Genomic DNA, 23190 nt, shown 5'->3' on the forward strand with positions numbered 1-23190 from the left:
ATCTCCGCTAACAACGCCGCGTCCCCAGGTTGAGGGTCTTCGTCCTGGCTACGTTGCGAAGGCGCCACGACGTGAGAAACTCCCTTACGTTGCGCGGGATCAGCGGGTAGGTCAGCATCCCAGGACCCCACAAGGTCGGTCGGTTTCCCACCCAACCGTGTGGGTGGGACTACCGCGACTCTACGGCGCCGACCTGTCACGATTCCTGCCCGTCCGAGCCCGGCCCGTCCGATTCCTGCCAAGGAATGTGAACCTCAGGAACCTCAACTCCAGGCACGTCAACACCGAGTTGCGAGGCGATGTCACGAGCCACCGCATCGGGGTCTTTGAACACGTCGATGGTCCACAGCTGGACCGGCTTCCACCCACGGTTCTCAAGCGCTTCAGGGACAATACGTGTGCGGCTACGCACCGACTGTTGCGCATACTCCGGGGAGGAATCCACGCTGATCGCAAGCGGCGCAGTCTTGAGCCACACCGGCCCATACACCGCCATGTCCACGCCGAAACCAGGGTGCTGGATCACGATGAGGTCATAGGCCTGGAGCCGTTGAGACAAGTCCGCCATCAACGCACCCACATGCCACTGCTGCCCCTGGGCCGCATCGGCAGAATGCTGTTCCCAGCTTGCCGCGAGCGTTGGCGTTTCGGTCTGGGTAGCGGTCTTGAAGGCAGGCCGCAACAGTTGGTATGTGCGCGGCTCTTCAACCGAGCGCATCAAGCGAGTCAACAGCTCCATCCCGGAACGCGCCGGGGTCTTGTCTTCGAGCGGGCCGCTGTGGGCCACAACCATGCGCTCTTCAAGCTCCTCAAGCGGCAGAGCACACACCAGATACAGTCGCGAACGTGCAGCCGAAACGCTCGTCATCACATACCGCAAACCGTTACGGCTATTCAGCTCACCAAAATGCTGAGGCTGGCGCCCCTGCGGGCTGTTAGCGAAACCCAACGAGAAAATCACGCTATCGCGCCGCAAACCATCAACACGGTCAGCCGAGGTCACAATAAACGGCTCATACCGCCGCTGGAAAGCGGGCATCGCGTTCGGATGATGCGGAAGCGCATTGCTGATCCCACGAGCCAACTGCTGGGCATGCTCGGCGGTACCGGCGATCACGGCAAGGGAACGGTGAGGATGCTGAGTGAGTTGCTCAAACACCAGCCGAACAACCTTCTCTACCTCAGTCGGGGTCGAGGTCACGGTGCCGCGGCCCGCTGGGGCATGCGGATGTTCAATCCGGATCAGCTCAACACTGGACTCGGCGGTAGCCGGAGTTGGATAAGCCTTCATTCCTTGCTCGTATTGAGCGCTCAACGTCTCGATGAAACGCTCATCCAGAACACGATTATTGCGTCTCAAACTACGGCGCAACGTCACCCGGTTCAAAGCCTCGAACGCGCTCAACGGGGTGTCTTCTCCCCTGCCTGCGTTGAGGGGCTTATCAACCTCGACGTTCAACCGCAGCGGCACACCCGTGTTCGGATCACCGATAGCCAGAACCTGATCAACGCGGCTGATGGTCGTCAACGAAGACTCAAGCGCCAGCGACTCCGCATCAAGCAAGATCGCGGCATCGAAACGCGACCAGCGCGGCAAAACGGTCGGCAAATACAGCGGGGCTCCCACCCAGACAGGGGTCGCCGAACCCACAACCGCCGGAGCGAGTGCCGCAAGTTGCTGCGGGGTCGGATCCCCCACCTTCAGCAACGCACGCATATCGCGGGCACCTACCCGGTGATCAGCGATCGCAGCCTTCCACCGGTACGCGAGTGCCGCAGCCACCCGATCCGCGCCCTGAACAATATGGAGAGCATCCGCGCGCTCGAACTCCTCGCGGATCTTCTCCAGCTCCTCGGAGCTCTGCAACGCCAGATAGTCGTCTCCGGAAATCATCGCTTCCAGGACCGACTGCCACCATGCAAGCTCAACCTCTTGCTCCAGAGCATCAAACTTCACATGGCGTTGCGCGAAATCATCCAGGAGCTCACCCAGCCCCTTCTCGCGCAACGTCTCCATCAACAGTGTCCGCTCCGGCAAGGTTTCCAGGTCAGACTTCTTCTCTTGCAGCAACGCCAATCGCTGCTGCAACGCATCCGTGGGAAGGGAATCCAGCCGGGCCTCGTGATCGGGCAGCACCGACTGCAACTGGTTCAAGCTACTCAACACGTTGCGGAATGTCTGAAGAACCCGCTCAAGCCCCGCCGGGATCGAAGGGTACCGGTTGTCAGTGGCAAGGCTCTCCCACTCAACCCGTTGCTCACGCACCTGAGTGAGCGCCGTATGCAAGTCATCGATGTGCACGCCAGGGCGCACGTATTCCTTAGCGACGCGACGCAGACGAGAACGGGTCATCGCAGACATCTCAACGCCGCGTTCACGGCGCCACTGCGAAGGCGCTGTTGCAGCGATCAAGTCATCGACCGGTTTATCGAAAATATCCGGTTCGAACAGGTCCAAACTACGCCGCACCGCAACCAAAAGACGCAACGTATCGCCCCACTGAGCGAAAGACTCAACAGGCTTGATCCGCGTCGAAGCCGCGGTGTTCTCAAGAGTCTCACACAAGTCCGGGACCGAATCCGCAAGCTCATTGACCAAAGCAACCGCCGCCTCGGCCTCCCCACGGTTACGCAGCCGCGATCCATACCAGGGGCTATCCAGCGACTCTTGAGAGAAGCCACCCAGCTCGGCCACACGCTGCAACTGCTCGACCACCGGCGCCCTGTCCGGCATCGCGTCCAAAACCGAGCGCTTCAAACGCACGGTGGTTGCCGGCGCGTTCTCACCGGAAGACAAACGCGCAAGCTCCTGCATCGCGTCCAACGGGGAGGCGCCCCACCGCGAACGCACCGAATGCAACGAACGGATATGCTCCACCAGATCGCCCCGATAAGCGCGAGCCACGGAATCGTTCGCCGAAGAATCAGCTCCGTGGGTGCGTTCGTTACGCAAGATCGCGTCCGTGAGGCGTTCACGCAGCACCTCCGGATCGGCGTTACGGTCAAGCTTCACCAGCGTCGTGTCAAGGCTCACGCGGGCGAACCTCTCCGTGACCTGCTGGATCGTGGACTCCCTCTCAGCAACGATCAGAACTCGTTTACCGTCAGCCGCCAAACGTGCCGCAGCGTTGACAGCCAAGTTGATGCGTTCCGAACCCGGTGGCGCACTCACCGTAACCGACTTACCCTTAGACACCGCATCCAAGACCGCATAGGCGTCGTCGTCCACGTCGGTAACCAGAAGCTCATCAGCTGGGTCCCGATCATCAGCGCCCGGGGTCAGGACATCATCCACGAGGCTCTGCGCCAGCTGGGGAGCAATCCCCTCGTGCTGGTCAGTAACAACCTCGTGATATCCGGTATCAGCCTCCTGAATGTCAGCGACCTTCGTTGCCAACTCGTACGAGGCGCCCGCGTCCTCATCGACAGGGGCGAACTCATCGAGCAGAGCCGCGATGATCGGGTGGTTCACCGAAACAACAGATGGGTCCACCGGATCGCTAGCGGTCGCGATCGTCGAAACGCACACGCGGTCTTCAATCACGATGTTCGTGTTGGCTTTCGCCGCGATGTCACGCAACAGGTTCACCGGCCCCGTTGGGTTGAAACGCGCGGTCCTGTACCCGGCGTTCAACACATCATCAGGATGGATATCAAGTCCGTAGGACGTATTCAGAAACCGCAGAAGAGTCTCATTAGGCACCGCACGGCCCATCAGCTGCAACTCTTCATCGTCAACACCGTCACGGCGCTGCAACGAAACACGGCCCAGCATCAGCGGCGAGGAGTAATACTCTGTGCGGCCCGAACGCAACGTACGCCACGTGACCAAACCAGCCGCAACATAACCCACGTCAACGCCGCGGGACTCAGAAATTTCACGCACACGCGTAGCTATAGCCCGCACCGTGGAACGCGCTTGCTTATATTGGACCGGGTCACGCAAAAGCGTGGACAAGCGGGTGCGGCGACCCGTCAGAAACTGCGCCAAACCAGAGCGGTGGGCATGCGTCAGCTCAACCGCGTTCTTCTCCGTGGGAACAAAACGCAACAGCGAATCCGTACCAGCCGAACCACTCAACGACTGAACCCAGTCACGAAAACGAGTCTCGGGGGTCTGCTGTACGCTCACCTGATTACTCACTCCATCCTCCATGGCACGTCAATACTCCACGGTAGTTCACGCGAGCCAGCAGAACGCGCAACGCCGCGGCAAACACATGCATCTACAACACATGCGGTTGCCGCGGCGAAACGCTCACGACCCCAACAAGCGGGCCCACAACCTGCCCAGTGGGGGCTTCTCAGGCGAGGATTACTCCCATTCGATAGTTCCCGGTGGCTTCGAAGTCACGTCGACCACCACGCGGTTGACCCCATCGACCTCGTTCGTGATGCGGTTAGAGATCTTCGCGATCAGCTCATACGGCAGGCGCGCCCAGTCCGCTGTCATCGCGTCCTCACTCGTGACAGGACGCAACACAATCGGGTGTCCGTACGTGCGGCTATCCCCCTGGACACCCACCGAACGAACATCCGCGAGCAGCACGACCGGCATCTGCCACACTTCACGATCCAGGCCGGCGTTCGTCATCTCCTCACGGACAATCGCATCGGCCTCCCGCAACAGATCCAGACGCCGCTTATCCACCGCACCAATGATGCGGATACCAAGACCTGGACCGGGGAACGGTTGACGGTGAACAATCTCATCCGGCAAACCAAGCTCAGTACCTACCGCACGGACCTCATCCTTGAACAGTTCACGCAGCGGCTCAACCAGCTCAAATTCAAGGTCTTCCGGCAAACCGCCCACGTTGTGGTGGCTCTTGATGTTGGCAGCACCTTCGCCGCCACCGGATTCAACAACGTCCGGGTACAGCGTGCCCTGGACCAAGAACGCGACGTCCTCACCTTCAGACTCAGCGATAATCTCCGCTTGGGCACGCTCAAACGTGCGGATGAACTGCTCACCGATGATCTTGCGTTTGGTCTCCGGGTCAGTGACACCCTTGAGTTTGTCCAAGAACACCTCGGAAGCGTCAACAACCTTCAGCACGGCCCCACCGTGAGCCTTACCGAACGCCTGCTCGATCGCTTCCGATTCACCAGCACGCATCAAACCGTGGTCAACATACACGCATGTGAGTTGATCCCCCACAGCGCGCTGAACCAAAGCCGCAGCAACCGCGGAATCAACGCCACCGGACAAGCCACAGATAGCGCGCTTGGTGCCGATCTGTTCGCGGATCCGGGCAACCTGATCCTCGACCACAGACTGCGCAGTCCAGTCCGGGCTCAAGCCAGCCGATTCGTACAAGAAGTTCTTCAAAAGCTGCTGACCGTGCGTGGAATGCTGGACCTCTGGATGCCACTGGACACCGTAAAGTTTGCGGTCCTCGTCAGCGAAAGCAGCCACCGGTGTGCGCTCCGTGGACGCCAGAACTGCGAACCCCTCAGGCGCCTCGGTCACGGCGTCCCCGTGGCTCATCCACGCGATCTGCGCATCCGGCAAGCCATCAAAGAGCGTGCACGTCTCACCCTTCGAAGCAACGGCGGTCGAGCCATACTCGCGCTGGTTGGTGTGCGAAACCGTGCCGCCCAAAGCGTTCGCCATCGCCTGGAAGCCATAACAAATACCCAAGGTTGGCAAACCGGTCTCAAACAGGCCCTCAGGAACCTTCGGCGCGCCATCGGCATACACCGAAGACGGACCACCGGACAAGATCAGGGCAACAGGGTTCTTCGCCAGGATCTGCTCGGTCGAAAACGTGTGCGGAACAACTTCCGAATACACGTTAGCCTCACGTACACGCCGAGCAATCAGCTGCGCATACTGGGCCCCATAATCGATCACGAGCACCGGGCGCGGATGCGGGGGATTTACTGCAGAAGTCACGTTCAAAGCCTATCGCGTTTACAGTGCACGATGCGCACGTTCAGTACCGGCGCAGCTGTTGCGGATTCTTTTGAAGCTCCTCAACAACCTGCTGGTGAACCTTCTTCTCCATCACAAACGAAAGGAACGGAACCACCCCGCCCAACGCGATCAGGATCAACTGTTTCAAGTCCCACCGCATACGGGACCACAACATGAACGTCGCCAGCAAGTACACAACATAGAGCCAGCCGTGCACAATCAACACCGCAATCGAAACGTTGAACGCATCGACCACCATGCCAGGCTCAGCCAACGTGAACACGTTCGCCTCACCCGTGCGCAGCATCGTGCCGCCCGCATACGCGATCAAGTTGAACGCGTACTTCAGCACCATCTCAACAACCAACAGCAACAACATGACACCGGTCGCATACGCGGCGATACGGAAGAACACCGCCGCGCCACGGATCTGGGTCTCAGTCCCGCCGAACCCCTGCCTACGTTGCGGCATCGGGTCATCCTCTGGAATAGGAACATCCTCCGGACGTGGAATGCCATTCTGCTCAGTCATCTCTACCCGTTCTCTCTACTTTCCGGCCCAGCAACACCCGGCGCTGAATCATCGCCTGTCCCGGCCTCCGGCTGGGTTTCGGTTGCGAGCCGCTGCCGCGCTTCAGCCTGAGCCTGTGCAACGCGGGCATCCTGCCGCTTCTGCCAGGCAGCCATCTCGGCCTCAAACTTCAATTCGTTCTGATAATCATCGCGAACCAGGCGCCACCACACAAACAGTGAGAACAGAGCGAACACAACCCACTCAACGCCATAGAACACGTTGAGCCAGTTCAAACGGTTCTCCTGCAAATACCCCGGCGCAACATACACGTGTTTCAGCTCATCTACCCCGGCCTTGACATCGTCCGGGCTCTGTTCAAACACCACCACGAAACCGGCATAAGCATCCCGGTTCCACATGTTCGACAAACGGGCCGCCGAGACGTCCTTCAAGACCGGCAGACCATGCATATCTGCCGAGCGGCCGGAAGCGATCGGCGCTTCAGATGGCAATAAACGGCCCGTAATGGTCACCTCGGTTGCGTCCGTGGCAGGCGGCACCTCCGTCTCGCCAGGTTGCCACCCCCTCACAACCGGCATCACATCAGAGACACCGTCGACCTCGAAAGCCTGAACAACCCAGAACCCCTGCTCGCCCTCAAAGAGCCGGTCCTGAACATAAGCCTGCGTGCCTTCGATGTAGCGGCCCTTCATCGTCACGATTTGATCAGCGTCCGCGTGAGTCATGTCCTTGCCCGGCTCAAAATGGCTCTCAAGCGGGACCGCTGTCTCTGACTTCTCTTGCGTGGTCGGCGCGTAGTCCATGGCCCGTTCAAACTGCCATTTACTGAGCCAAACGAACCCGGTTGACACCACCAAACACGCAAGCAGCAGTGCCAGCCATTTAGGTTGAAGCGCAGTCTTGAACACGCCCCTTATCTTATCGAGCACCCCGTACGAGGCTTTAAACGCGCGCCCGCGCCTGTGTCTGCGCCGCACGCCACAGCCGCCGAGAAACAAAGAACCATTGTTAGAATCCAGCCGTGCCCATCTCTATCCGCAGACGTCACATCGCGCACATGCTGATCCTCACGTTCAGCTCAGGAATCATCGACGCGATCGGGTTCCTCACACTCGGGCGCGTCTTCCCCGGCAGCATGACCGGCAATGTCGCGATCTTAGGCGTTACGCTCTCGGGAGCGTCCGAACTCTCCGCGCTACGGCCTGCACTGGCCTTCGGGTTCTTCCTCTTCGGCGCCGCTATCGCCGGCGCGCACTAGCCGTAGCCGACCGCGAGAAAGCCCACCAGCGAAATGTACTGACCAGTAGCTGTACTGACTGGCAGCTGTACGGACTAGCAACTTTACGGACTAGGAACTGTATGGGGCCAGCACCATGTCGACGTGCTGGAAGTGTTTGAGGTCCACGTAACCGGTCGTGGCCATCGAGGAGCGCAGCATTCCGGCGAGGTTCGAGGTTCCGTCCGTGTGATGCGATGGCCCGTAGACAACCTGTTCGAGCGGGCCAACCGTGCCAACAAACACGCGGTCTCCGCGCGGCAGACGTTCGTGGGCGGCCTCCATGCCCCAGTGCCAGCCGTGACCGGGCGCTTCCTCGGCACGAGCCAGGGCGGTACCCAACATCACGGCATCAGCACCACAGCCCAAAGCCTTGACGATGTCACCCGAGGTCGAGACGCCGCCATCAGCGATGACGTGCACGTAGCGGCCACCGGATTCATCCAGGTACGCGGTGCGTGCCGCAGCCACATCGGCGATTGCGGTCGCCATCGGTACGTGGATGCCCATCGCACGGCGGGTTGTGCCGGTAGCGCCGCCACCGAAACCAACCAGAACACCCGCCGCCCCGGTGCGCATCAAGTGCAACGCCGGGGTGTAGCCGGCAGCCCCACCCACGATCACCGGAACGTCGAGCTCGTAAATGAACTGCTTGAGGTTCAACGGTTCACGGCCCTCAGACACGTGCTCTGCCGATACCGTGGTCCCGCGGATCACGAACAGATCCACGCCAGCTTCAAGCACCGTGCGGTAGTGCTCCTGGGTGCGCATCGGCGTCAAAGAACCAGCAACCACTACCCCGGCTTCACGGATCTCCGCTAGGCGCTCATGGATCAGCTCAGGACGGATCGGGGCCGCCAACAGTTCCTGCAGGCGGCGAGTCACCTTCGGGTTGGAGCCGCGTTGCTGAGCCGATTCAAGCGAGGCGATCTCCTCGAGCACCGCTTCAGGGTTCTCGTGGCGGGTCCAGATACCTTCCAGGTTCAGAACCCCTAGGCCGCCCAGCTTGCCCAAAGCGATCGCCGTCTTAGGTGACATCGCCGAATCCATCGGCGCCCCCATGAACGGCACATCGAACGTGAACGCGTCAATCTGCCACCTGGTCGACACGTCCTCCGGGTCACGTGTACGACGATTCGGCACAATTGCCACATCATCGAGGGAATACGCGCGGCGGGCGCGACGATAACGGCCGATCTCAATCTCGCTAGTCACGATCCAAGGCTATCAACAGCCCAGCGGGAAAGCCCTTAAATAACGGTGGCGGCCCCAGCTCAGGGGCCACCACCGGTAACAGGGTTGAAAGCGTGCGGTAACAAGCCCTGTGGGCTTGTTCCTTAGCCGCGGCGGTAGTTCGGGGCCTCGACCGTCATCGCGATGTCATGCGGATGCGATTCCTTCAGGCCAGCTGCGGTGATGCGGACGAACTTGCCCTTCTCCTTCAGCTCGGCGATCGTGTGGCCGCCCACATAGAACATGGTCTGCCGCAGGCCACCCACAAGCTGATGCACAACCGCGGCGAGCGGGCCGCGGTACGGGACCTGACCTTCGATGCCTTCCGGGATGAGCTTCTCATCACTTGGCACATCGGCCTGGAAATAGCGGTCCTTCGAATACGAGGTGTTCTTCCCGCGGGTCTGCATCGCACCGAGCGAGCCCATGCCGCGATAGCTCTTGAACTGGCGGCCGTTGACGAACACCAGGTCGCCTGGGGATTCCTGGGTTCCGGCCAGTAGCGAGCCGAGCATGACCGAGTCAGCGCCAGCAACCAGCGCCTTGCCGATGTCACCGGAGTACTGCAGGCCGCCATCGGCGATCAACGGGACACCGGCCTTGCGTGCTGCCTTGGATGCCTCATAGATCGCGGTGACCTGCGGGACACCAACGCCGGCAACAACGCGGGTTGTGCAGATCGAGCCCGGGCCAACGCCCACCTTGATCGCGTCCGCGCCAGCGTCGATGAGCGCCTTCGCGCCCTCATAGGTTGCAGCCTGCCCGCCGATCACATCCACGTGAGCTGCGGCAGGGTCCTTCTTGAGGCGAGCGATCATGTCCAGAACACCCTGGGAATGCCCGTTCGCGGTATCCACCACCAGCGCGTCCACGCCGGCATCAACCAACGCCATCGCACGGTCATAGCCCTCGCCAAAGAAACCGACAGCCGCGCCAACACGCAAGCGGCCCTCGTCGTCCTTGGTTGCCAGCGGATAATCCTCGGCCTTATCGAAGTCCTTGACGGTGATGAGGCCCATGAGCTTATTGCGGTCATCAACCAACGGAAGCTTCTCGATGCGGTGCTGAGCTAGCAGCTCGAGCGTCTTCTCACGCGTGGTGCCCACAGGGGCTGTGATGAGCGGCATCGGGGTCATCTTCTCGGAGACCTTGATGCTTGGCCAATCAGCGCGTGGCACAAAACGGGTGTCACGGTTGGTGATGATGCCGAGCAGGGTGCGTTCCTCATCCACCACCGGCAGGCCGGAGACCCGGTAGCGGGCGCACAGCGCATCGAGGTCAGCGAGCGTGGCTTCAGGGCTGACGGTGACCGGGTCACTGATCATCCCGGATTCAGAACGCTTGACCGTATCGACCTGGCGTGCTTGATCGTCGATGGATACGTTGCGGTGGATGATCCCCATGCCGCCCTGACGCGCCATCGCGATCGCCATCCGCGCCTCGGTCACGGTGTCCATCGCGGCGGAGATGATCGGCACCTTGATGTCGATGCGGCGGGTCAGCTGTGTGGTCGTGTCCGCCTCGGAAGGGATCACATCGGTTGGCCCTGGTAACAGCAGGACGTCATCGTATGTGAGGCCTTCGAAGGCAAATGGGTTGAAGTCATCGCTTGAGCTCACGGACGCACCTTTCAACGGCAGGTGATGGTTTGTGTCCATCTTAGAGTGTCGCGCGTTGTTGCGGGCAAGGCCGTGATGTGTACAACTTAAACGGCGGTGGCCCGCCCGAGTTCGTCTCGGGCGGGCCACCAGATCTTTCGGCCGGCTTTCACGCTGGTGTTGTGGCTAGCGCTTGAGCCGGTTGCGCCGGGCCGGGAGGAAGGGTTTAGTCTTCGTCTTCCTCGGCTGGCTTATCCACAACCAGGGTTTCAGTGGTCAGCACAAGCGCTGCGATCGATGCCGCGTTGCGCAGTGCCGAGCGGGTCACCTTGACCGGGTCGATCACGCCAGCTACCAGCAGGTCTTCATAGACGCCTGTCTTGGCGTTGAAACCGTGGTTGGCTGGGGATTCGGAGACCTTCGCTGCGATGACGGATCCATCGAAGCCTGCGTTGGCTGCGATCTGCTTGACCGGGGTCACCAGGGCGCGGCGGACGATGTCAACACCGGTTGCGGCGTCGCCTTCGAATGCCTTGAGGTTCTCGTCTTCATCGAGCACGTGGAGCGCATCGACCAGCGCGGTACCGCCACCGGCGACGATGCCTTCCTCGAGTGCTGCACGGGTCGAGGAAACGGCGTCTTCGATGCGTGCCTTGCGTTCCTTGAGCTCAACCTCGGTTGCGGCACCAACCTTGATGACGCCAACACCGCCGGCGAGCTTAGCCAGGCGCTCCTGGAGCTTCTCCTTATCCCATTCGGAGTCAGAGTTCTCATACTCTGCCTTGATCTGGGCTACGCGTGCGGCCACTTCTTCCTCGTCACCTGCACCGTCGACCAGGGTCGTGTTGTCCTTGGTCACGGTCACGCGGCGGACCTTACCGAACACCTCTGGGCCAACCTGGTCCAGACGCAAGCCGAGGTCCTGGGAGACAACCTGGGCGCCGGTGAGGATCGCGATGTCCTGCAACATCGCCTTGCGGCGGTCGCCAAAGCCTGGGGCCTTCACGGCAACAACGTTGAGGGTTCCGCGCAACTTGTTCACCACGAGGGTCGAAAGCGCTTCGCCTTCGATGTCTTCAGCGATGATAAACAGCGGCTTGGATTCCTTCAAGACATGCTCAAGCAACGGAACGATGTCCTGCAGAGCGGAGATCTTGCCGGAGTTGATCAGCACGTAAGCGTCTTCGAGGACTGCTTCCTGACGTTCAGCGTCGGTCACGAAGTGTGGAGAGAGGTAGCCCTTATCGAACTGCATGCCCTCGGTCACATCCAGCACGGTCTGGGTCGTGTTGGATTCTTCGATGGTGATGACACCGTCGGTGCCGACCTTCTTGAACGCCTCTGCCAGGAGCTCGCCGACCTCATCGGACTGCGCGGAGATCGCGCCGACGTGGGCGACGTTCTCGTCCTGAACTTCACGCGCGTTCTCCAACAGGCGGGCCTCAACGGCCTCAACTGCGGTTTCGATGCCGCGCTTGATTTCACCTGGTGCAGCACCTGCCGCTACGTTGCGTAGGCCTTCTTTGACCAGGGCCTGCGCCAGAACGGTTGCGGTGGTCGTGCCGTCACCGGCGATGTCGTTGGTCTTGGTGGCTACTTCTTTAGCCAACTGCGCGCCCAGGTTCTCGTATGGATCCTTGAGCTCGACGTCGCGGGCAATGGTCACGCCGTCGTTGGTGATGGTTGGTGCGCCCCACTGCTTGTCGAGGACCACGTTGCGCCCGCGCGGGCCGAGCGTGACCTTGACGGTGTCCGCCAGGCGATCAACGCCGGCTTCGAGGGCCTTGCGCGCCGCGTCATTGAACGCAAGCTGCTTTGCCATTCGTTTTACTCCTTCATAGCCTCAACCGGGTTACGGGAGGCCGCTAGATCAAGAGTTGTGAGAAACCGGGAAGGGTTACTTCTCGACTACTGCGAGCACGTCACGAGCGGACAGAACGAGGTATTCCTCGCCGCCGATCTTGACTTCGGTGCCGCCGTATTTGGAGTAGATCACGACGTCGCCTTCCTGGACGTCCACTGGGATGCGGTTGCCCTTGTCATCCACGCGGCCTGCACCAACGGCAACAACCTTGCCTTCCTGAGGCTTCTCCTTGGCGGTGTCTGGGATCACCAGGCCGGAAGCGGTGGTCTGCTCGGCTTCGAGCTGCTGGATGACGATGCGATCTTCGAGGGGCTTGATAGAGATCGACATGGGACCTCTCCTTTGCGTAATAGACCTGTAGGTGTACGGGCCATACAACGCGTCCTCCGGGCGTCGTCGCGGGTGTCGACCGGAAGCAGCTGATGGCTTGCGCACTCGGATTTAGCACTCTCGGCTTCCGAGTGCTGATGTCTTCCACTTTAGGAAGTTATCTGGCACTCGGTCAAGATGAGTGCCAATTGTTCGCCTTGAGCGTGCTCGCCACGCCCTCTACTACCCCGCCCGATGCTCTGCTACACCTCGCCCTGCTGCACCTCGCCGCCATCACCTGCCCCTTTCCCCTACGCCGCCTTCCGGCACATTCATGACAAGCTGGAAGCATGGCATCCACCAAAAAAGAAGGCTCCATCACGTCTAACCCGGCGGAGCCGATCGCCGCGGCCTTCACACCTGAAGGCCAAAAGCTGCTCTCCCAGCTGACCCCGGATCAGGCTGCGACCAAGAAGTTAGCAACCGAGCTGACCTTGAGCCTGCGCAAGGCCGGGCATTCAGCGGGCCTGGTTTCCGCCGTCGTGCATCAGCTTGCCTTGCGTTTCAAGGCTCGGGCTAAGTTCGGGCCATTCGCTGAGCGGATGATTCTCACGCAGGCGGGCCTCGAACAGGCAACCCGCCTACCTGTTGCTGCGCGCCATGCGGGCCGGATGCGCGATGCCGGTGTGCGACACGTTGCGGACCTCGGTTGCGGTTTGGGTGCGGACGCGATGGCGATGGCCGCGCTGGGAATCGATGTGACCGCGGTCGAGGCCGACGAGGTCACGGCGGCCGCGGCGACCGTGAACACCGCTCCGTTCCCTAACGTCACGGTGGTGCATGGGCTCGCTGAGGAAGCCGATATTTCTGCCGCCGATGCGGTGTGGATGGACCCAGCACGCCGCGAAACCACAACTTCGGGCACGCGGCGCCGCTGGAACCCTGAAGCGTTCTCTCCCCCGTTGTCTTTCGTGGAGACACTGGCTGACCGTGGGCTTCCGATGGGGGTCAAGCTCGGGCCTGGGATCCCGCACGAATCGATCCCTGAGACCGCGGAAGCGCAGTGGGTTGAGCACAACGGCAGCGTGGTCGAAGCCACGCTGTGGTTTAACGGGGCGCGGCGGGCGCAGGTGCGGAGGGCCGCGCTGGTGTTGAAGGACGATCAGGCTGCAGAACTGACCTCGAGTGCCGCCCACCCTGACCTGGATTCAGATGCGCTCGCGCTCGGCGAGGATGTGCCCGTGATCGAAACCGACAGCAACCTGTCACTCCCCGCCCTCTCAGACCCAGCGACCTACGGGACCTATCTCCACGAACCTGCCGGCGCAGTCATCCGCGCCGGGCTCGTAGCAGACCTCGCAGTACAGCTCGAGGCGACCGGGTTGGACCCGCACATCGCCTACCTCACCGGCGAAACCGCCTCAACCACGCCGCTGGCCAACAGCTACCGCATCGACATGGTTATGCCCTACAAGATCAAGGCGCTACGCACCTGGGTGCGCAACAACCGCATCGGACAGCTCACCATCAAAAAGCGCGGCCTGGACGTCGCACCGGAAGAGTTGCGCACGATTCTGCTGGGCAAAGGCCACGGCGACGGCTCGGCAACGCTTGTGCTCACGCGCATCGGGAAGCAACGAATCGTCTTCGGATGTGAGCTCATCCCCGGCTCCGCCGTATGATCGTCTAATTGCACGCCACCGATGCGAGGAGACCTATGGGCATCGAATTCACCCCGTCAGAGCCCTCGACCCTGGGGATCGAATGGGAGATCGCGCTCGTAGACCGCGACACCGGCGATTTGCGCCCGGAAGCCCCACGCATCATCGACGAGCTCGGTCAGCAGGGCCGCATCAACCATCCGGACGGCGCGCCGCGGCTCACGCGCGAGCTGCTACAGAACACGGTCGAGTGCGTGACCGGCGTGCACCGCACGGTGTCCGATGCGATCGAGGATCTCGCTTCCACTGCGCGTGACGTGAGCGATATTTTGGATCCGCTCAACACGTCCCTGTATTGCGCAGGCTCCCACCCTTTCGCGGAGCCGACCCTGCAAGAGGTTTCCGATAAGGAGCGGTACGCGACCTTGATTGACCGCACCCAGTGGTGGGGCCGGCAGATGGTCATTTACGGGGTGCACGTGCATGTTGGGATCGATCACCGGGATAAGGCCCTGCCGATCGTTGATGGTCTGATCAATAAGCAGCCGCACCTTTTGGCGTTGACGTCTTCTTCGCCGTTCTGGGGTGGGGCTGACACCGGTTACGGTTCGCAACGATCGTTAATGTTCCAGCAGCTGCCCACCGCGGGGCTGCCGTTCCATTTCTCTCAGTGGTTCGAATACGAGTCCTATGTCGCGGACATGCTACACACGGGCGTGGTGGATGTTTTGGATGAGATCCGGTGGGATGCCCGCCCGGTCCCTAAATACGGGACCGTTGAGATGCGGATTTGCGACGGGCTGCCGGATTTGGATGACATCGCCGCTGTCGCCGCCTACACCCAGTGCCTCGTCACGGAGATGTCGGACGCCCTGGATGCCGGATGGGACATCCCGGTCATGACGCCGTGGTTCCGCGTCGAGAACAAGTGGCGTGCGGCCCGCTACGGCCGTGAAGCGATCATCATCCTGAATTCGGCCGGTGATGAGCTGCTGGTGACCGATCAGATCGCTCAGGATGTTGAACGGCTCGCCCCGATCGCTGAACGGCTGGGTTGCGCTGAGGAACTCAACCACATCACGACGATGATGCAGCAGGCGTGCGAATACGAACAGCAACGCAATGTGGCTGAGGCTAATGGCGGCGACTTAGCTGCGGTTGTGCAGGATAACTCGCAACGCCTGCACGCCTCACTTGATCGCTAACGCGCCGGTGGCGCTGGTATTGACACGGTGCTTTTCATAGACACCGTGCTGACGGGTAGTGAGGTGTCGGTTCCGAAGTCGGTTCCGGTGGGTTCTACGCCGTTCATCACGAGTTGGGCGCCGAGTGCGGCGATCATCGCGCCGTTGTCGGTGCACAGGGAGAACGGTGGGATGCGTAACTGGATTCCGGCGGAGGCGCAGCGGGCGGCGAGCAGTTCGCGCAGGCGTGAGTTCGCGGCGACCCCGCCGCCTAGAAGCAGTGTTGTGAGCCCGTGTTCTCGGCACGCCATGACGGCTTTGGATGTGATGACGTCCACGACGGCTTCTTGGAACGAGGCGCATACGTCTTCGATGACGAGTTCTTCCCCGGTTGCTTCGCAGTGCTCAACATAGCGTGCTACGGCGGTCTTCAGTCCGGAGAAGCTGAAGTCGTAGCGGCGCGGCCCCGGTTCTTCCGCGGCTCCCATGAACTTGCCCGTTGTGAGTCCGCGCGGGAAGCGGATCGCTTTCCGGTTGCCTTGGGCCGCCAGCTTGTCGATCACGGGGCCGCCCGGATAGCTCAACCCCAGCAGGCGGGCGACTTTATCGTAGGCTTCGCCCGCGGCGTCGTCGATGGTCGAGCCCAGCATCGTGATGTCAGCAGTCAGCGAATCCACTTTGAGGATCTCGGTGTGGCCGCCCGAAACCAGCACCGCGCCGAGGTTCGGAGGTAGCTCTCCACCATCGAGCACACCGACCCCGACATGCGCAACCAAATGGTTGACCGCGTACAGCGGCTTGCCGGTAGCTAACGCGAGCGCTTTCGCGGCAGAAACACCCACCATCAACGCGCCCGCTAGGCCAGGCCCGGCGGTCACGGCGATCGCATCGACATCATCGAGCGTGAGTTCCGCGGTCTCTAAAGCTGAACGTAACGTCGGGACCATCGCCTCAACGTGGGCGCGCGAAGCGATCTCCGGGATGACCCCGCCGAAACGCACATGCTCATCCACCGAGGACGCAACCGCGTTAGCAAGCAGCGTGGTTCCGTGGACGATGCCCACGCCCGTCTCATCGCAACTGGTCTCAATACCCAGAACGACCGGGCCTGAAACTGTAGCTGCAGAGCCCCCTGGGGTATCGAGGGCCTCAGGTTTCACGGTGTTCATAGCTTCCCTCGGATGTCTTTCTGCATAATCAGGGCGTCTTCGCCGGCACTCGGCTTGCCGGGTGCACTCGGGTGGCCGGGCGCGCCACCTGGATAGTATCCGCGGCGGCGGGCGATCTCTTCAAACCCGTTGCGGTGATACAGGTGGATCGCGCGCTCATTCGAGGCGCGCACTTCAAGCATCATGTGGGTCGCACCCCAGTCTCGCGCTCGGGACTCCATGAGCCACATCAGGTACTTCGCGACCCCGCGGCCAGCATGCTCCGGCACAACCCCGATGGTCTGAATATCCGCGATGTGCGGGCTGTACTGCAGACCCGCATACGCGATCAGCGCGCCAGCTCCCATCTCAGCCACGCCCCAGTATTGCCGCCATTCGGGGTGGGAAAGCTCCTCGCGCATCATGCGTTCATCCCAGCGGTCCAGCGGGAAAAGCTCGGCTTCAAGCGGCATGAGTTCCGCGGCATCGCCCACATCCAGCTGTCGCACGATATAGCCTTCCGGGGCTCGCGCCAGCTCAGCTTCGGTAGCGGGGGCTAAGTCGGTGCTCATCGTTGGCGGCCTTGCATCGCGGCCGGGACCACCGCGTCGGATTCGCGCAGATACCGCGCGACCGGCGGGTTAGCTGGCATGCCGGCGGCGTACCAGGCGCGGGCCAGATATGCCGCGGATACCGGCGTGGTTTCGGTTCCGGCGAGCACCGGGATACCAGCCTGAGCTAGCTCTTCCGCGCGAACACCCGCCCCGGCACCACCTACCGGATAAGCGGCCGATAGCTCGCCAGGCTTGGTTACGTGCGGGCCGTCGACGCGCGCACCATTACGTGCATAGCTCGCCCAGTACAGCTCACGACGGCGGGCATCCAGCGCCGCTGTCACGACCGGTTCGGCATCTGTAGCGGCACGATCGCTGGCAAGACCGCTTTCGGCCAGTAGTTGGGCGGCGAGCCCGTCGAGCGAGCACACGCCGTAGGCGTCTATACCCCACGCGAAGGCGAGGGTCTGGCCTGCGGCGATCCCCACCCGCAGACCCGTGAAGGGGCCTGGCCCCTCCCCGACCAGGACGGCGTCTGGGCGTTCCCACCCAGCCTGGGCGAGCAACTGTTTGCACACGGGGATGAGGTCTTCGGCGTGCCGGGTCGTGGAATCCGTGACGGCCTCCGCAACAACCTCAACGCCTTCAGTACTCACAGTCACGCACGCGACGGAAACCACTGATGAGGTATCCAACGCCAGGATCTTCTTGATGCCGTCGCGCATTTCAGCCCTCCTTCACGGTGTCAGTGAATTCGGCGAGCGCGGCGCGCAGTCCGGTGGTTGCCGCCTCGTTCCAGCGTGGCCCTATCCAGCGCAGGGTCACGATGCGGGGTGCGGCGGCTTCTTCTTCGTCTTCGACTTCCCACGGGGCTGGGGCCTCGCTGTCGGGTTGTGCGGCCGTGTTGCCGCCGATGGGACGGTCGAGTGTGATCTCGAGGCGGGATTCGGAGAGGCCTTCGGCGCGGTCGCGGCCCCATTCGACGACTGTGACGGATTCGTCCACGGTGTCGATGAGGTCGAGGTCTTCGAGTTCTTCTGCGGATCCGAGCCGGTAGGCGTCCACGTGGACGAGTGCTGGGCCTTCGCTGAGTGAGGGGTGGATGCGGGAGAGCACGAATGTTGGCGATGTGATGCCTTCGCGCACGCCGAGGCCTTCGCCGAGGCCTTGGGTGAAGGTTGTTTTGCCGGCGCCGAGTTCCCCGGTCAGGATGAGAACATCGCCTGCTTGGAGTTCGGTTGCGAGTGTGCGGGCGAAGCTCTGCATCGCCGCTGGGGTTGGAATAGTCAACGACAGTGAGCTGTCATCTGCGCGGCTGGCGGGGATCATGCGGCGTGGGACGCGGTCGGAGATCCCGGTGACGGTCTCGTAGTTGATGGTGTGGGCGGCTCCCGCCCACTCTTCAACACCGGGTTCACCATGTGCTGGGTCACCGAACACCACGGTGTCTTTACCGACAAATTCCGCTGGGTCTGCGGCAGCACCGAGGTCGATCACGAACTGATCCATTGCGATCCGGCCCACCACCGGATACCGCACGCTATCGATCGTCACGTGGGTGCCTTCGGCGATCCGCGGGATGCCGTCGGCGTAACCGACGGGAACCAGGCCCAGCGTCGTCGGTTTCTCTGCCCGCCAACGCAGGCCGTAGGACACACCTTGGCCCGCATCGACCCGTTTAGCTGCGGCCACATGCGCAACCAGGCGCATGACCGGCCGCAACCCCAGCTCGGCCGAGGACACCCCTTCAAAAGGAGATAAACCATAGAGGCCCAGACCGACCCGGACCATGTCATAGATCGCATCCGGGCGCGTGAACGTCGCCGGGGTGTTCGCGATGTGACGCACTTCAGGTTTCAACCCGGCGTCCGCGACCACCGCGAGCGCGTCCTCGAAAGCCTGGGTCTGCACGTCGTTGGCGGGGTGTTCTGGCTCATCGGCCATCGCGAAGTGGGAGAACACACCCACCACGCGGATGTCCCCGGCGCGTTCGGCCGCGGCGGCGCGCTCCACAAGATGTGGCCATTCGGCTGCGGTGCACCCGTTGCGGCCTAAGCCGGTATCGATTTTCAGGTGAATCCGTGCCGTGCGCCCCACCGCGCGTGCCGCCTCGATCATCGGGTCCAGTTCCCAACCGGATACCCCCACGTCAATGCCCTGTGCCACGGCCGCCTCGAAGTCGGTGTCCGATGTGTGGAGCCAGCACACCATCGGCGCCTCGATGCCCGCGGCACGCAGCTCAAGCGCCTCGCTCACGTGCGCGGTCCCTACCCATGTGGCGCCTGCATCCAGCGCGGCGCGCGCGCACTCGATCGCGCCGTGCCCGTAGGCTTGCGCTTTGACGATCGCCATGATGTGCGCTTGCCCCACCTGTTGACGGATCCTGGCGACGTTGGCGGCCAACGCGCCAAGGTCAATCTCGGCGCAGCGTTCAGGGGCAGCCGCTACCGCATCGTGGGCATGTAACCATTGCGTCACCGGAGCCGATGCCGGGGCCTGCGCCGCGTCATCGGCGCCAAACGTAGCGGTGCCAACCGCATCGGACGCATTATGATCCGCACCCGCGGGGCTGGAAGTGGAGGAAAGACTGTGGGAACACACCCTTCTAGCGTAGACCTTCACCAGGTTCGGGCTTGGGTATGCGACTCAACGCCTAAGATCATAGGTAGCCAACTGTGAGGAGAACATTCGTGCAGGATGCAGCACAGCCGCGGAAGATTTCAGTGATCGGTGCGGGATATTTGGGGGCTACGCATGCCGCTTGCATGGCGGAGCTCGGCTTCGAGGTGGTCGGCGTTGATGTTGAGGTTGAACGTGTTGAACGTCTCAACGCCGGGGTGCTTCCGTTTCATGAGCCGGGTCTGGATGAGATGCTGGCCCGCCACGTACGTGAAGGCCGTTTGCGTTTCACTACGGATTATCAAGAGGTCGCCGATGCGGATGTTCACTTCATCGGTGTTGGTACCCCGCAGCGGGAGAACGATCACGGCGCGGACATGCGTTATGTCGATGCCGCAATTGATTCGTTGGGTGCCGTGGTTTCGAAGGACACGCTGATTGCTGGTAAGTCCACGGTCCCTGTAGGTACTGCGGCGCGTTTGGCGAAGCGGTTGAAGAAGCTGGTGGCTAAACGCGGCTTGGACATCAACGCGGAGTTGTGTTGGAACCCTGAGTTTTTGCGTGAAGGGTTCGCTGTTGAGGACACGCTGACCCCTGATCGGTTGGTATTCGGGGTGCGTTCCCAGCGGGCTGAAGACATCCTGCGTGCGGTGTACGCGAAGCCGTTGGCCGACGGCACGCCTCTGGTGGTGACCGATTTCGAGACTTCCGAGCTGGTGAAGGTCGCCGCGAATGCGTTCTTGGCTACCAAGATCTCCTTCATCAACGCGTTCTCTGAGATCACAGAGACCGTGGGTGGGGACATCAAGACGCTCGCGGATGCGATCGGGATGGACCCGCGCATCGGGCGTAAGTTCCTCAACGCCGGCATCGGTTTCGGTGGCGGCTGCCTACCTAAAGACATCCGTGCTCTCCAGGCGCGCGTGTCCGAGCTCGGCCTTCCGCACACCATGCGGTTCCTCGACCACATGGACGAGATCAACCTGCGCCGCCGAGAACGCGCAATCTATCTTGCCGAGCGTGCGGTGGGAGGCGACCTGCACGGGGCACACATCACGGTGCTAGGTGCGGCGTTCAAACCGAATTCGGACGACGTGCGTGACTCCCCCGCCTTGGATGTTGCCGCCCGCCTGTATTCAGCTGGCGCAGACGTGTCTGTATATGACCCTCAAGGCATGGAGAACGCGGCTAAACGCTTCCCACGCTTGCGGTACGCGGACTCCGCCGAAGATGCCGCACGCGGCGCGAACGTTGTGCTGTTGCTGACCGAATGGGATGAATTCAAGAACCTCGATCCGGTTTCCTTCGGTGAGGTTGTTGCGGATCGTTACATGATCGATGGCCGCAACGTGCTCGATCCGCAAGCATGGACTTCCGCAGGGTGGACCCTGGACCGCATGGGGCACAAGAGCGAAGGCCACAGCGAGTAGAAGTAGCGAGGAGCGTCATGACTGAACATGATGTCAACACCGGATTCGACGTCAGCACCGGATCTGATGTCAACACTGGATTCGAGGTCAATGCGGTTCGGGCGGATTTCCCGATCCTGAACCGTAAGGCCGCGGACGGTTCCGGTTTGATCTATCTGGATTCCGGGGCGACCTCCCAGCGCCCACAGCAAGTCATGGACGCTGAGACTGATTTCGTGTTGGGGTCTAACGCTGCGGTCAAGCGTGGCGCGCATCAGCTCGCTGAAGCCGCAACGAACGCGTACGAAGACGCACGTGAGACCATCGCCGACTTCATCGGCGCCGCATCAGCCAACGAAGTGGTGTTCACGAAGAACGCGACCGAGGCCCTCAACCTCGTCGCCTACGCGTTAGGCAACGGAGACGACTCGACCCCGCCCCGGCTCCGCGTTGGCCCCGGGGACGAGATCCTCATCACCGAGATGGAACACCACGCGAACCTCGTACCGTGGCAAGAGCTCGCCCGCCGGACCGGCGCCACCTTGCGTTGGATACCACTCACGGATGACTTCCAACTGGATCTGACAGACCTTGAAACGCTACTGACCGAACGCACCAAAGTATTCGCATTCACGCACCAATCCAACGTCACCGGAACCATCACCCCGGTAGCGAAACTGGTTGCCGCGGCGAAGAAAGTCGGCGCGCTCACAGTGCTCGATGCGTGCCAGTCCGTCCCTCACATGCCCGTGGATGTTCAGCAGCTCGATGTTGATTTCCTCGCGTTCTCCGGCCATAAGATGCTCGCCCCCACCGGCATCGGTGTTTTGTGGGGCCGTTACGAACTCCTCAAAGACCTGCCTCCGTTCATGCTTGGCGGTTCGATGATCGAGATCGTCACGATGGAGCACACCACATACGCTGAGCCTCCGGCACGCTTCGAAGCAGGAACCCCACCCACAGCGCAAGCCGTTGCGCTCGCCGCCGCGTGCGATTACCTCAACGCGCTGGGCATGGCTAACGTCGCCGCGCATCAAGCCCAGCTCGTGGAGCGCGCGCTCACGGGTTTGAGCCGCATCGACGGCCTCCGCATCATCGGCGCGGGGCTGAACGTGCCGGGCGACGGCGAGCAAGGTCACGGCGAGGACGGCACGGGCAACCAAGCCGAGCGGCACCGTACTGGTGCGGTCGCGTTCAGCATCGAGGGTTTGCACCCGCACGATGTGGGGCAGGCTCTCGATTCTCAGGGTGTGCTGGTGCGTGTGGGGCATCATTGCGCGTGGCCGCTGCACCGCCGCTACGGGATCCACGGGAGCACGCGCGCGAGCTTCAGCGTCTACAACACGGTGGCTGAGGTGGACGCTTTCGTTGAGGCCGTGCAGAAAACCATCGACTACTTCAACAGTTTCCGGTGACCATGAACCTCAATACGCTGTATTCAGAGCTGATTTTCGAGCACGATAGGCACCCCAAACACGCGGGCTTACGTGAGCCTTTTGACGCCGATGTACACCACGTGAACCCGGTGTGCGGCGACGAGATCCAGCTGCGGTTGAAACTCTCCGAAGACGGCGCAACAGTCGAGGACATCTCCTATGAGGCGGCTGGTTGCGCGATGAGCCGCGCTTCCGCCTCAATGATGGCGGACCTGTTCATAGGCGAGCCGGTCAGCGACATCGAGGAGATGACCGCCCATTTCGATGAGGTGCTTCACTCCCGCGGGAAGGTTGAGGCCGAAGAGGAGATCATCGGCGATGCGGTCGCGTTAGCTGGTGCCGCAAAGTACCCCAACCGGGTCAAGTGTGTGCTCATGAGCTGGAAGGCGTTCCAGGCCGCCTACGCAGAAGCGCTCCTATTCCGTCAGCAGTGATCCCCCGGGC

18 protein-coding genes are annotated in these 23190 nt (G+C 61.8%); 6 read left to right on the top strand and 12 right to left on the bottom strand.

Going from position 1 to position 23190, the window contains the following annotated elements; genetic code table 11:
• Positions 1-196: 196 nt before the first annotated feature.
• From HMPREF3175_RS05365 to HMPREF3175_RS05380, 4 genes are all read right to left on the bottom strand, one after another.
• Complete coding sequence (locus HMPREF3175_RS05365; RefSeq protein WP_070491046.1) at positions 197-4144, bottom strand: DUF4011 domain-containing protein; 3948 nt, start codon at positions 4142-4144, stop codon at positions 197-199.
• Between the two features lie 171 nt (positions 4145-4315).
• Positions 4316-5905 (bottom strand): glutamine-hydrolyzing GMP synthase, encoded by a 1590-nt coding sequence (gene guaA / locus HMPREF3175_RS05370; RefSeq protein WP_141742474.1) that lies wholly within the window; start codon positions 5903-5905, stop codon positions 4316-4318.
• 34 nt (positions 5906-5939) lie between these two features.
• Positions 5940-6452, bottom strand: a complete 513-nt coding sequence (locus tag HMPREF3175_RS05375) for a DUF3817 domain-containing protein (protein WP_083285529.1) — start codon at positions 6450-6452, stop codon at positions 5940-5942.
• A gap of 2 nt (positions 6453-6454) precedes the next feature.
• Positions 6455-7363, bottom strand: coding sequence for an SURF1 family protein (locus HMPREF3175_RS05380; RefSeq protein WP_070491049.1), 909 nt, complete (start codon positions 7361-7363; stop codon positions 6455-6457).
• Positions 7364-7476: 113 nt separating this feature from the next.
• On the opposite strand from HMPREF3175_RS05380, the gene HMPREF3175_RS05385 reads away from it, so the two are divergent.
• Positions 7477-7713 carry a DUF1275 family protein gene (locus tag HMPREF3175_RS05385; protein ID WP_070491051.1) on the top strand — a complete coding sequence of 79 codons (237 nt, stop codon included), beginning with the start codon at positions 7477-7479 and terminating at the stop codon, positions 7711-7713.
• A gap of 90 nt (positions 7714-7803) precedes the next feature.
• Here the strand turns inward: HMPREF3175_RS05385 and HMPREF3175_RS05390 are convergent, their stop codons facing one another.
• The 4 genes from HMPREF3175_RS05390 to groES form a co-directional block, all read right to left on the bottom strand.
• Complete coding sequence (locus HMPREF3175_RS05390; protein ID WP_070491053.1) at positions 7804-8946, bottom strand: GuaB3 family IMP dehydrogenase-related protein; 1143 nt, start codon at positions 8944-8946, stop codon at positions 7804-7806.
• 122 nt (positions 8947-9068) lie between these two features.
• Positions 9069-10583, bottom strand: coding sequence for an IMP dehydrogenase (guaB, locus tag HMPREF3175_RS05395; RefSeq protein WP_370991826.1), 1515 nt, complete (start codon positions 10581-10583; stop codon positions 9069-9071).
• Between the two features lie 205 nt (positions 10584-10788).
• Positions 10789-12384 carry a chaperonin GroEL gene (gene groL, locus HMPREF3175_RS05400; RefSeq protein ID WP_070491055.1) on the bottom strand — a complete coding sequence of 532 codons (1596 nt, stop codon included), beginning with the start codon at positions 12382-12384 and terminating at the stop codon, positions 10789-10791.
• 75 nt (positions 12385-12459) lie between these two features.
• The gene (gene groES / locus HMPREF3175_RS05405) at positions 12460-12756 is read right to left on the bottom strand and encodes a co-chaperone GroES (protein WP_035754342.1); all 297 of its coding nucleotides are present in this window, start codon (positions 12754-12756) and stop codon (positions 12460-12462) included.
• A gap of 329 nt (positions 12757-13085) precedes the next feature.
• Here groES and HMPREF3175_RS05410 point away from each other — a divergent pair, with 329 nt between their 5' ends.
• Together HMPREF3175_RS05410 and HMPREF3175_RS05415 are read left to right on the top strand one after the other, a co-directional pair.
• Positions 13086-14417 carry a class I SAM-dependent methyltransferase gene (locus tag HMPREF3175_RS05410; protein ID WP_070491057.1) on the top strand — a complete coding sequence of 444 codons (1332 nt, stop codon included), beginning with the start codon at positions 13086-13088 and terminating at the stop codon, positions 14415-14417.
• 35 nt (positions 14418-14452) lie between these two features.
• Positions 14453-15601 carry a glutamate--cysteine ligase gene (locus HMPREF3175_RS05415; protein ID WP_070491059.1) on the top strand — a complete coding sequence of 383 codons (1149 nt, stop codon included), beginning with the start codon at positions 14453-14455 and terminating at the stop codon, positions 15599-15601.
• Here the strand turns inward: HMPREF3175_RS05415 and tsaD are convergent.
• The 4 genes from tsaD to alr are packed head-to-tail and all read right to left on the bottom strand — an operon-like array spanning position 15598 to position 19883.
• Positions 15598-16749 (bottom strand): tRNA (adenosine(37)-N6)-threonylcarbamoyltransferase complex transferase subunit TsaD, encoded by a 1152-nt coding sequence (gene tsaD / locus HMPREF3175_RS05420; RefSeq protein ID WP_070491061.1) that lies wholly within the window; start codon positions 16747-16749, stop codon positions 15598-15600. The genes HMPREF3175_RS05415 and tsaD overlap by 4 nt on opposite strands.
• Entirely contained in the window at positions 16746-17300 is a 555-nt protein-coding gene (rimI, locus tag HMPREF3175_RS05425; RefSeq protein WP_070491063.1) for a ribosomal protein S18-alanine N-acetyltransferase, read from the bottom strand. The genes tsaD and rimI overlap by 4 nt, the downstream gene beginning before the upstream one ends.
• On the bottom strand, positions 17297-18007 hold the full coding sequence (tsaB, locus tag HMPREF3175_RS05430) for a tRNA (adenosine(37)-N6)-threonylcarbamoyltransferase complex dimerization subunit type 1 TsaB (protein ID WP_070491065.1): 711 nt from the start codon (positions 18005-18007) through the stop codon (positions 17297-17299). Before tsaB ends, rimI begins: the two co-directional genes overlap by 4 nt.
• 1 nt (position 18008) lies before the next feature.
• Positions 18009-19883, bottom strand: coding sequence for an alanine racemase (gene alr, locus HMPREF3175_RS05435; protein ID WP_070491067.1), 1875 nt, complete (start codon positions 19881-19883; stop codon positions 18009-18011).
• Positions 19884-19972: 89 nt separating this feature from the next.
• Here alr and HMPREF3175_RS05440 point away from each other — a divergent pair, with 89 nt between their 5' ends.
• Genes HMPREF3175_RS05440 through sufU form a run of 3 tightly spaced genes read left to right on the top strand, consistent with a single transcriptional unit; the run spans position 19973 to position 23180 of the window.
• The gene (locus HMPREF3175_RS05440) at positions 19973-21331 is read left to right on the top strand and encodes a UDP-glucose dehydrogenase family protein (protein WP_176745134.1); all 1359 of its coding nucleotides are present in this window, start codon (positions 19973-19975) and stop codon (positions 21329-21331) included.
• Between the two features lie 17 nt (positions 21332-21348).
• Positions 21349-22725 carry an aminotransferase class V-fold PLP-dependent enzyme gene (locus HMPREF3175_RS05445; RefSeq protein WP_083289424.1) on the top strand — a complete coding sequence of 459 codons (1377 nt, stop codon included), beginning with the start codon at positions 21349-21351 and terminating at the stop codon, positions 22723-22725.
• 2 nt (positions 22726-22727) lie between these two features.
• Positions 22728-23180, top strand: a complete 453-nt coding sequence (gene sufU, locus HMPREF3175_RS05450) for a Fe-S cluster assembly sulfur transfer protein SufU (RefSeq protein ID WP_070491071.1) — start codon at positions 22728-22730, stop codon at positions 23178-23180.
• Positions 23181-23190 lie beyond the last annotated feature (10 nt).

It is taken from the genome of Arthrobacter sp. HMSC08H08 (genome assembly GCF_001807575.1).
GTDB lineage: Bacteria > Actinomycetota > Actinomycetes > Actinomycetales > Micrococcaceae > Pseudoglutamicibacter > Pseudoglutamicibacter albus.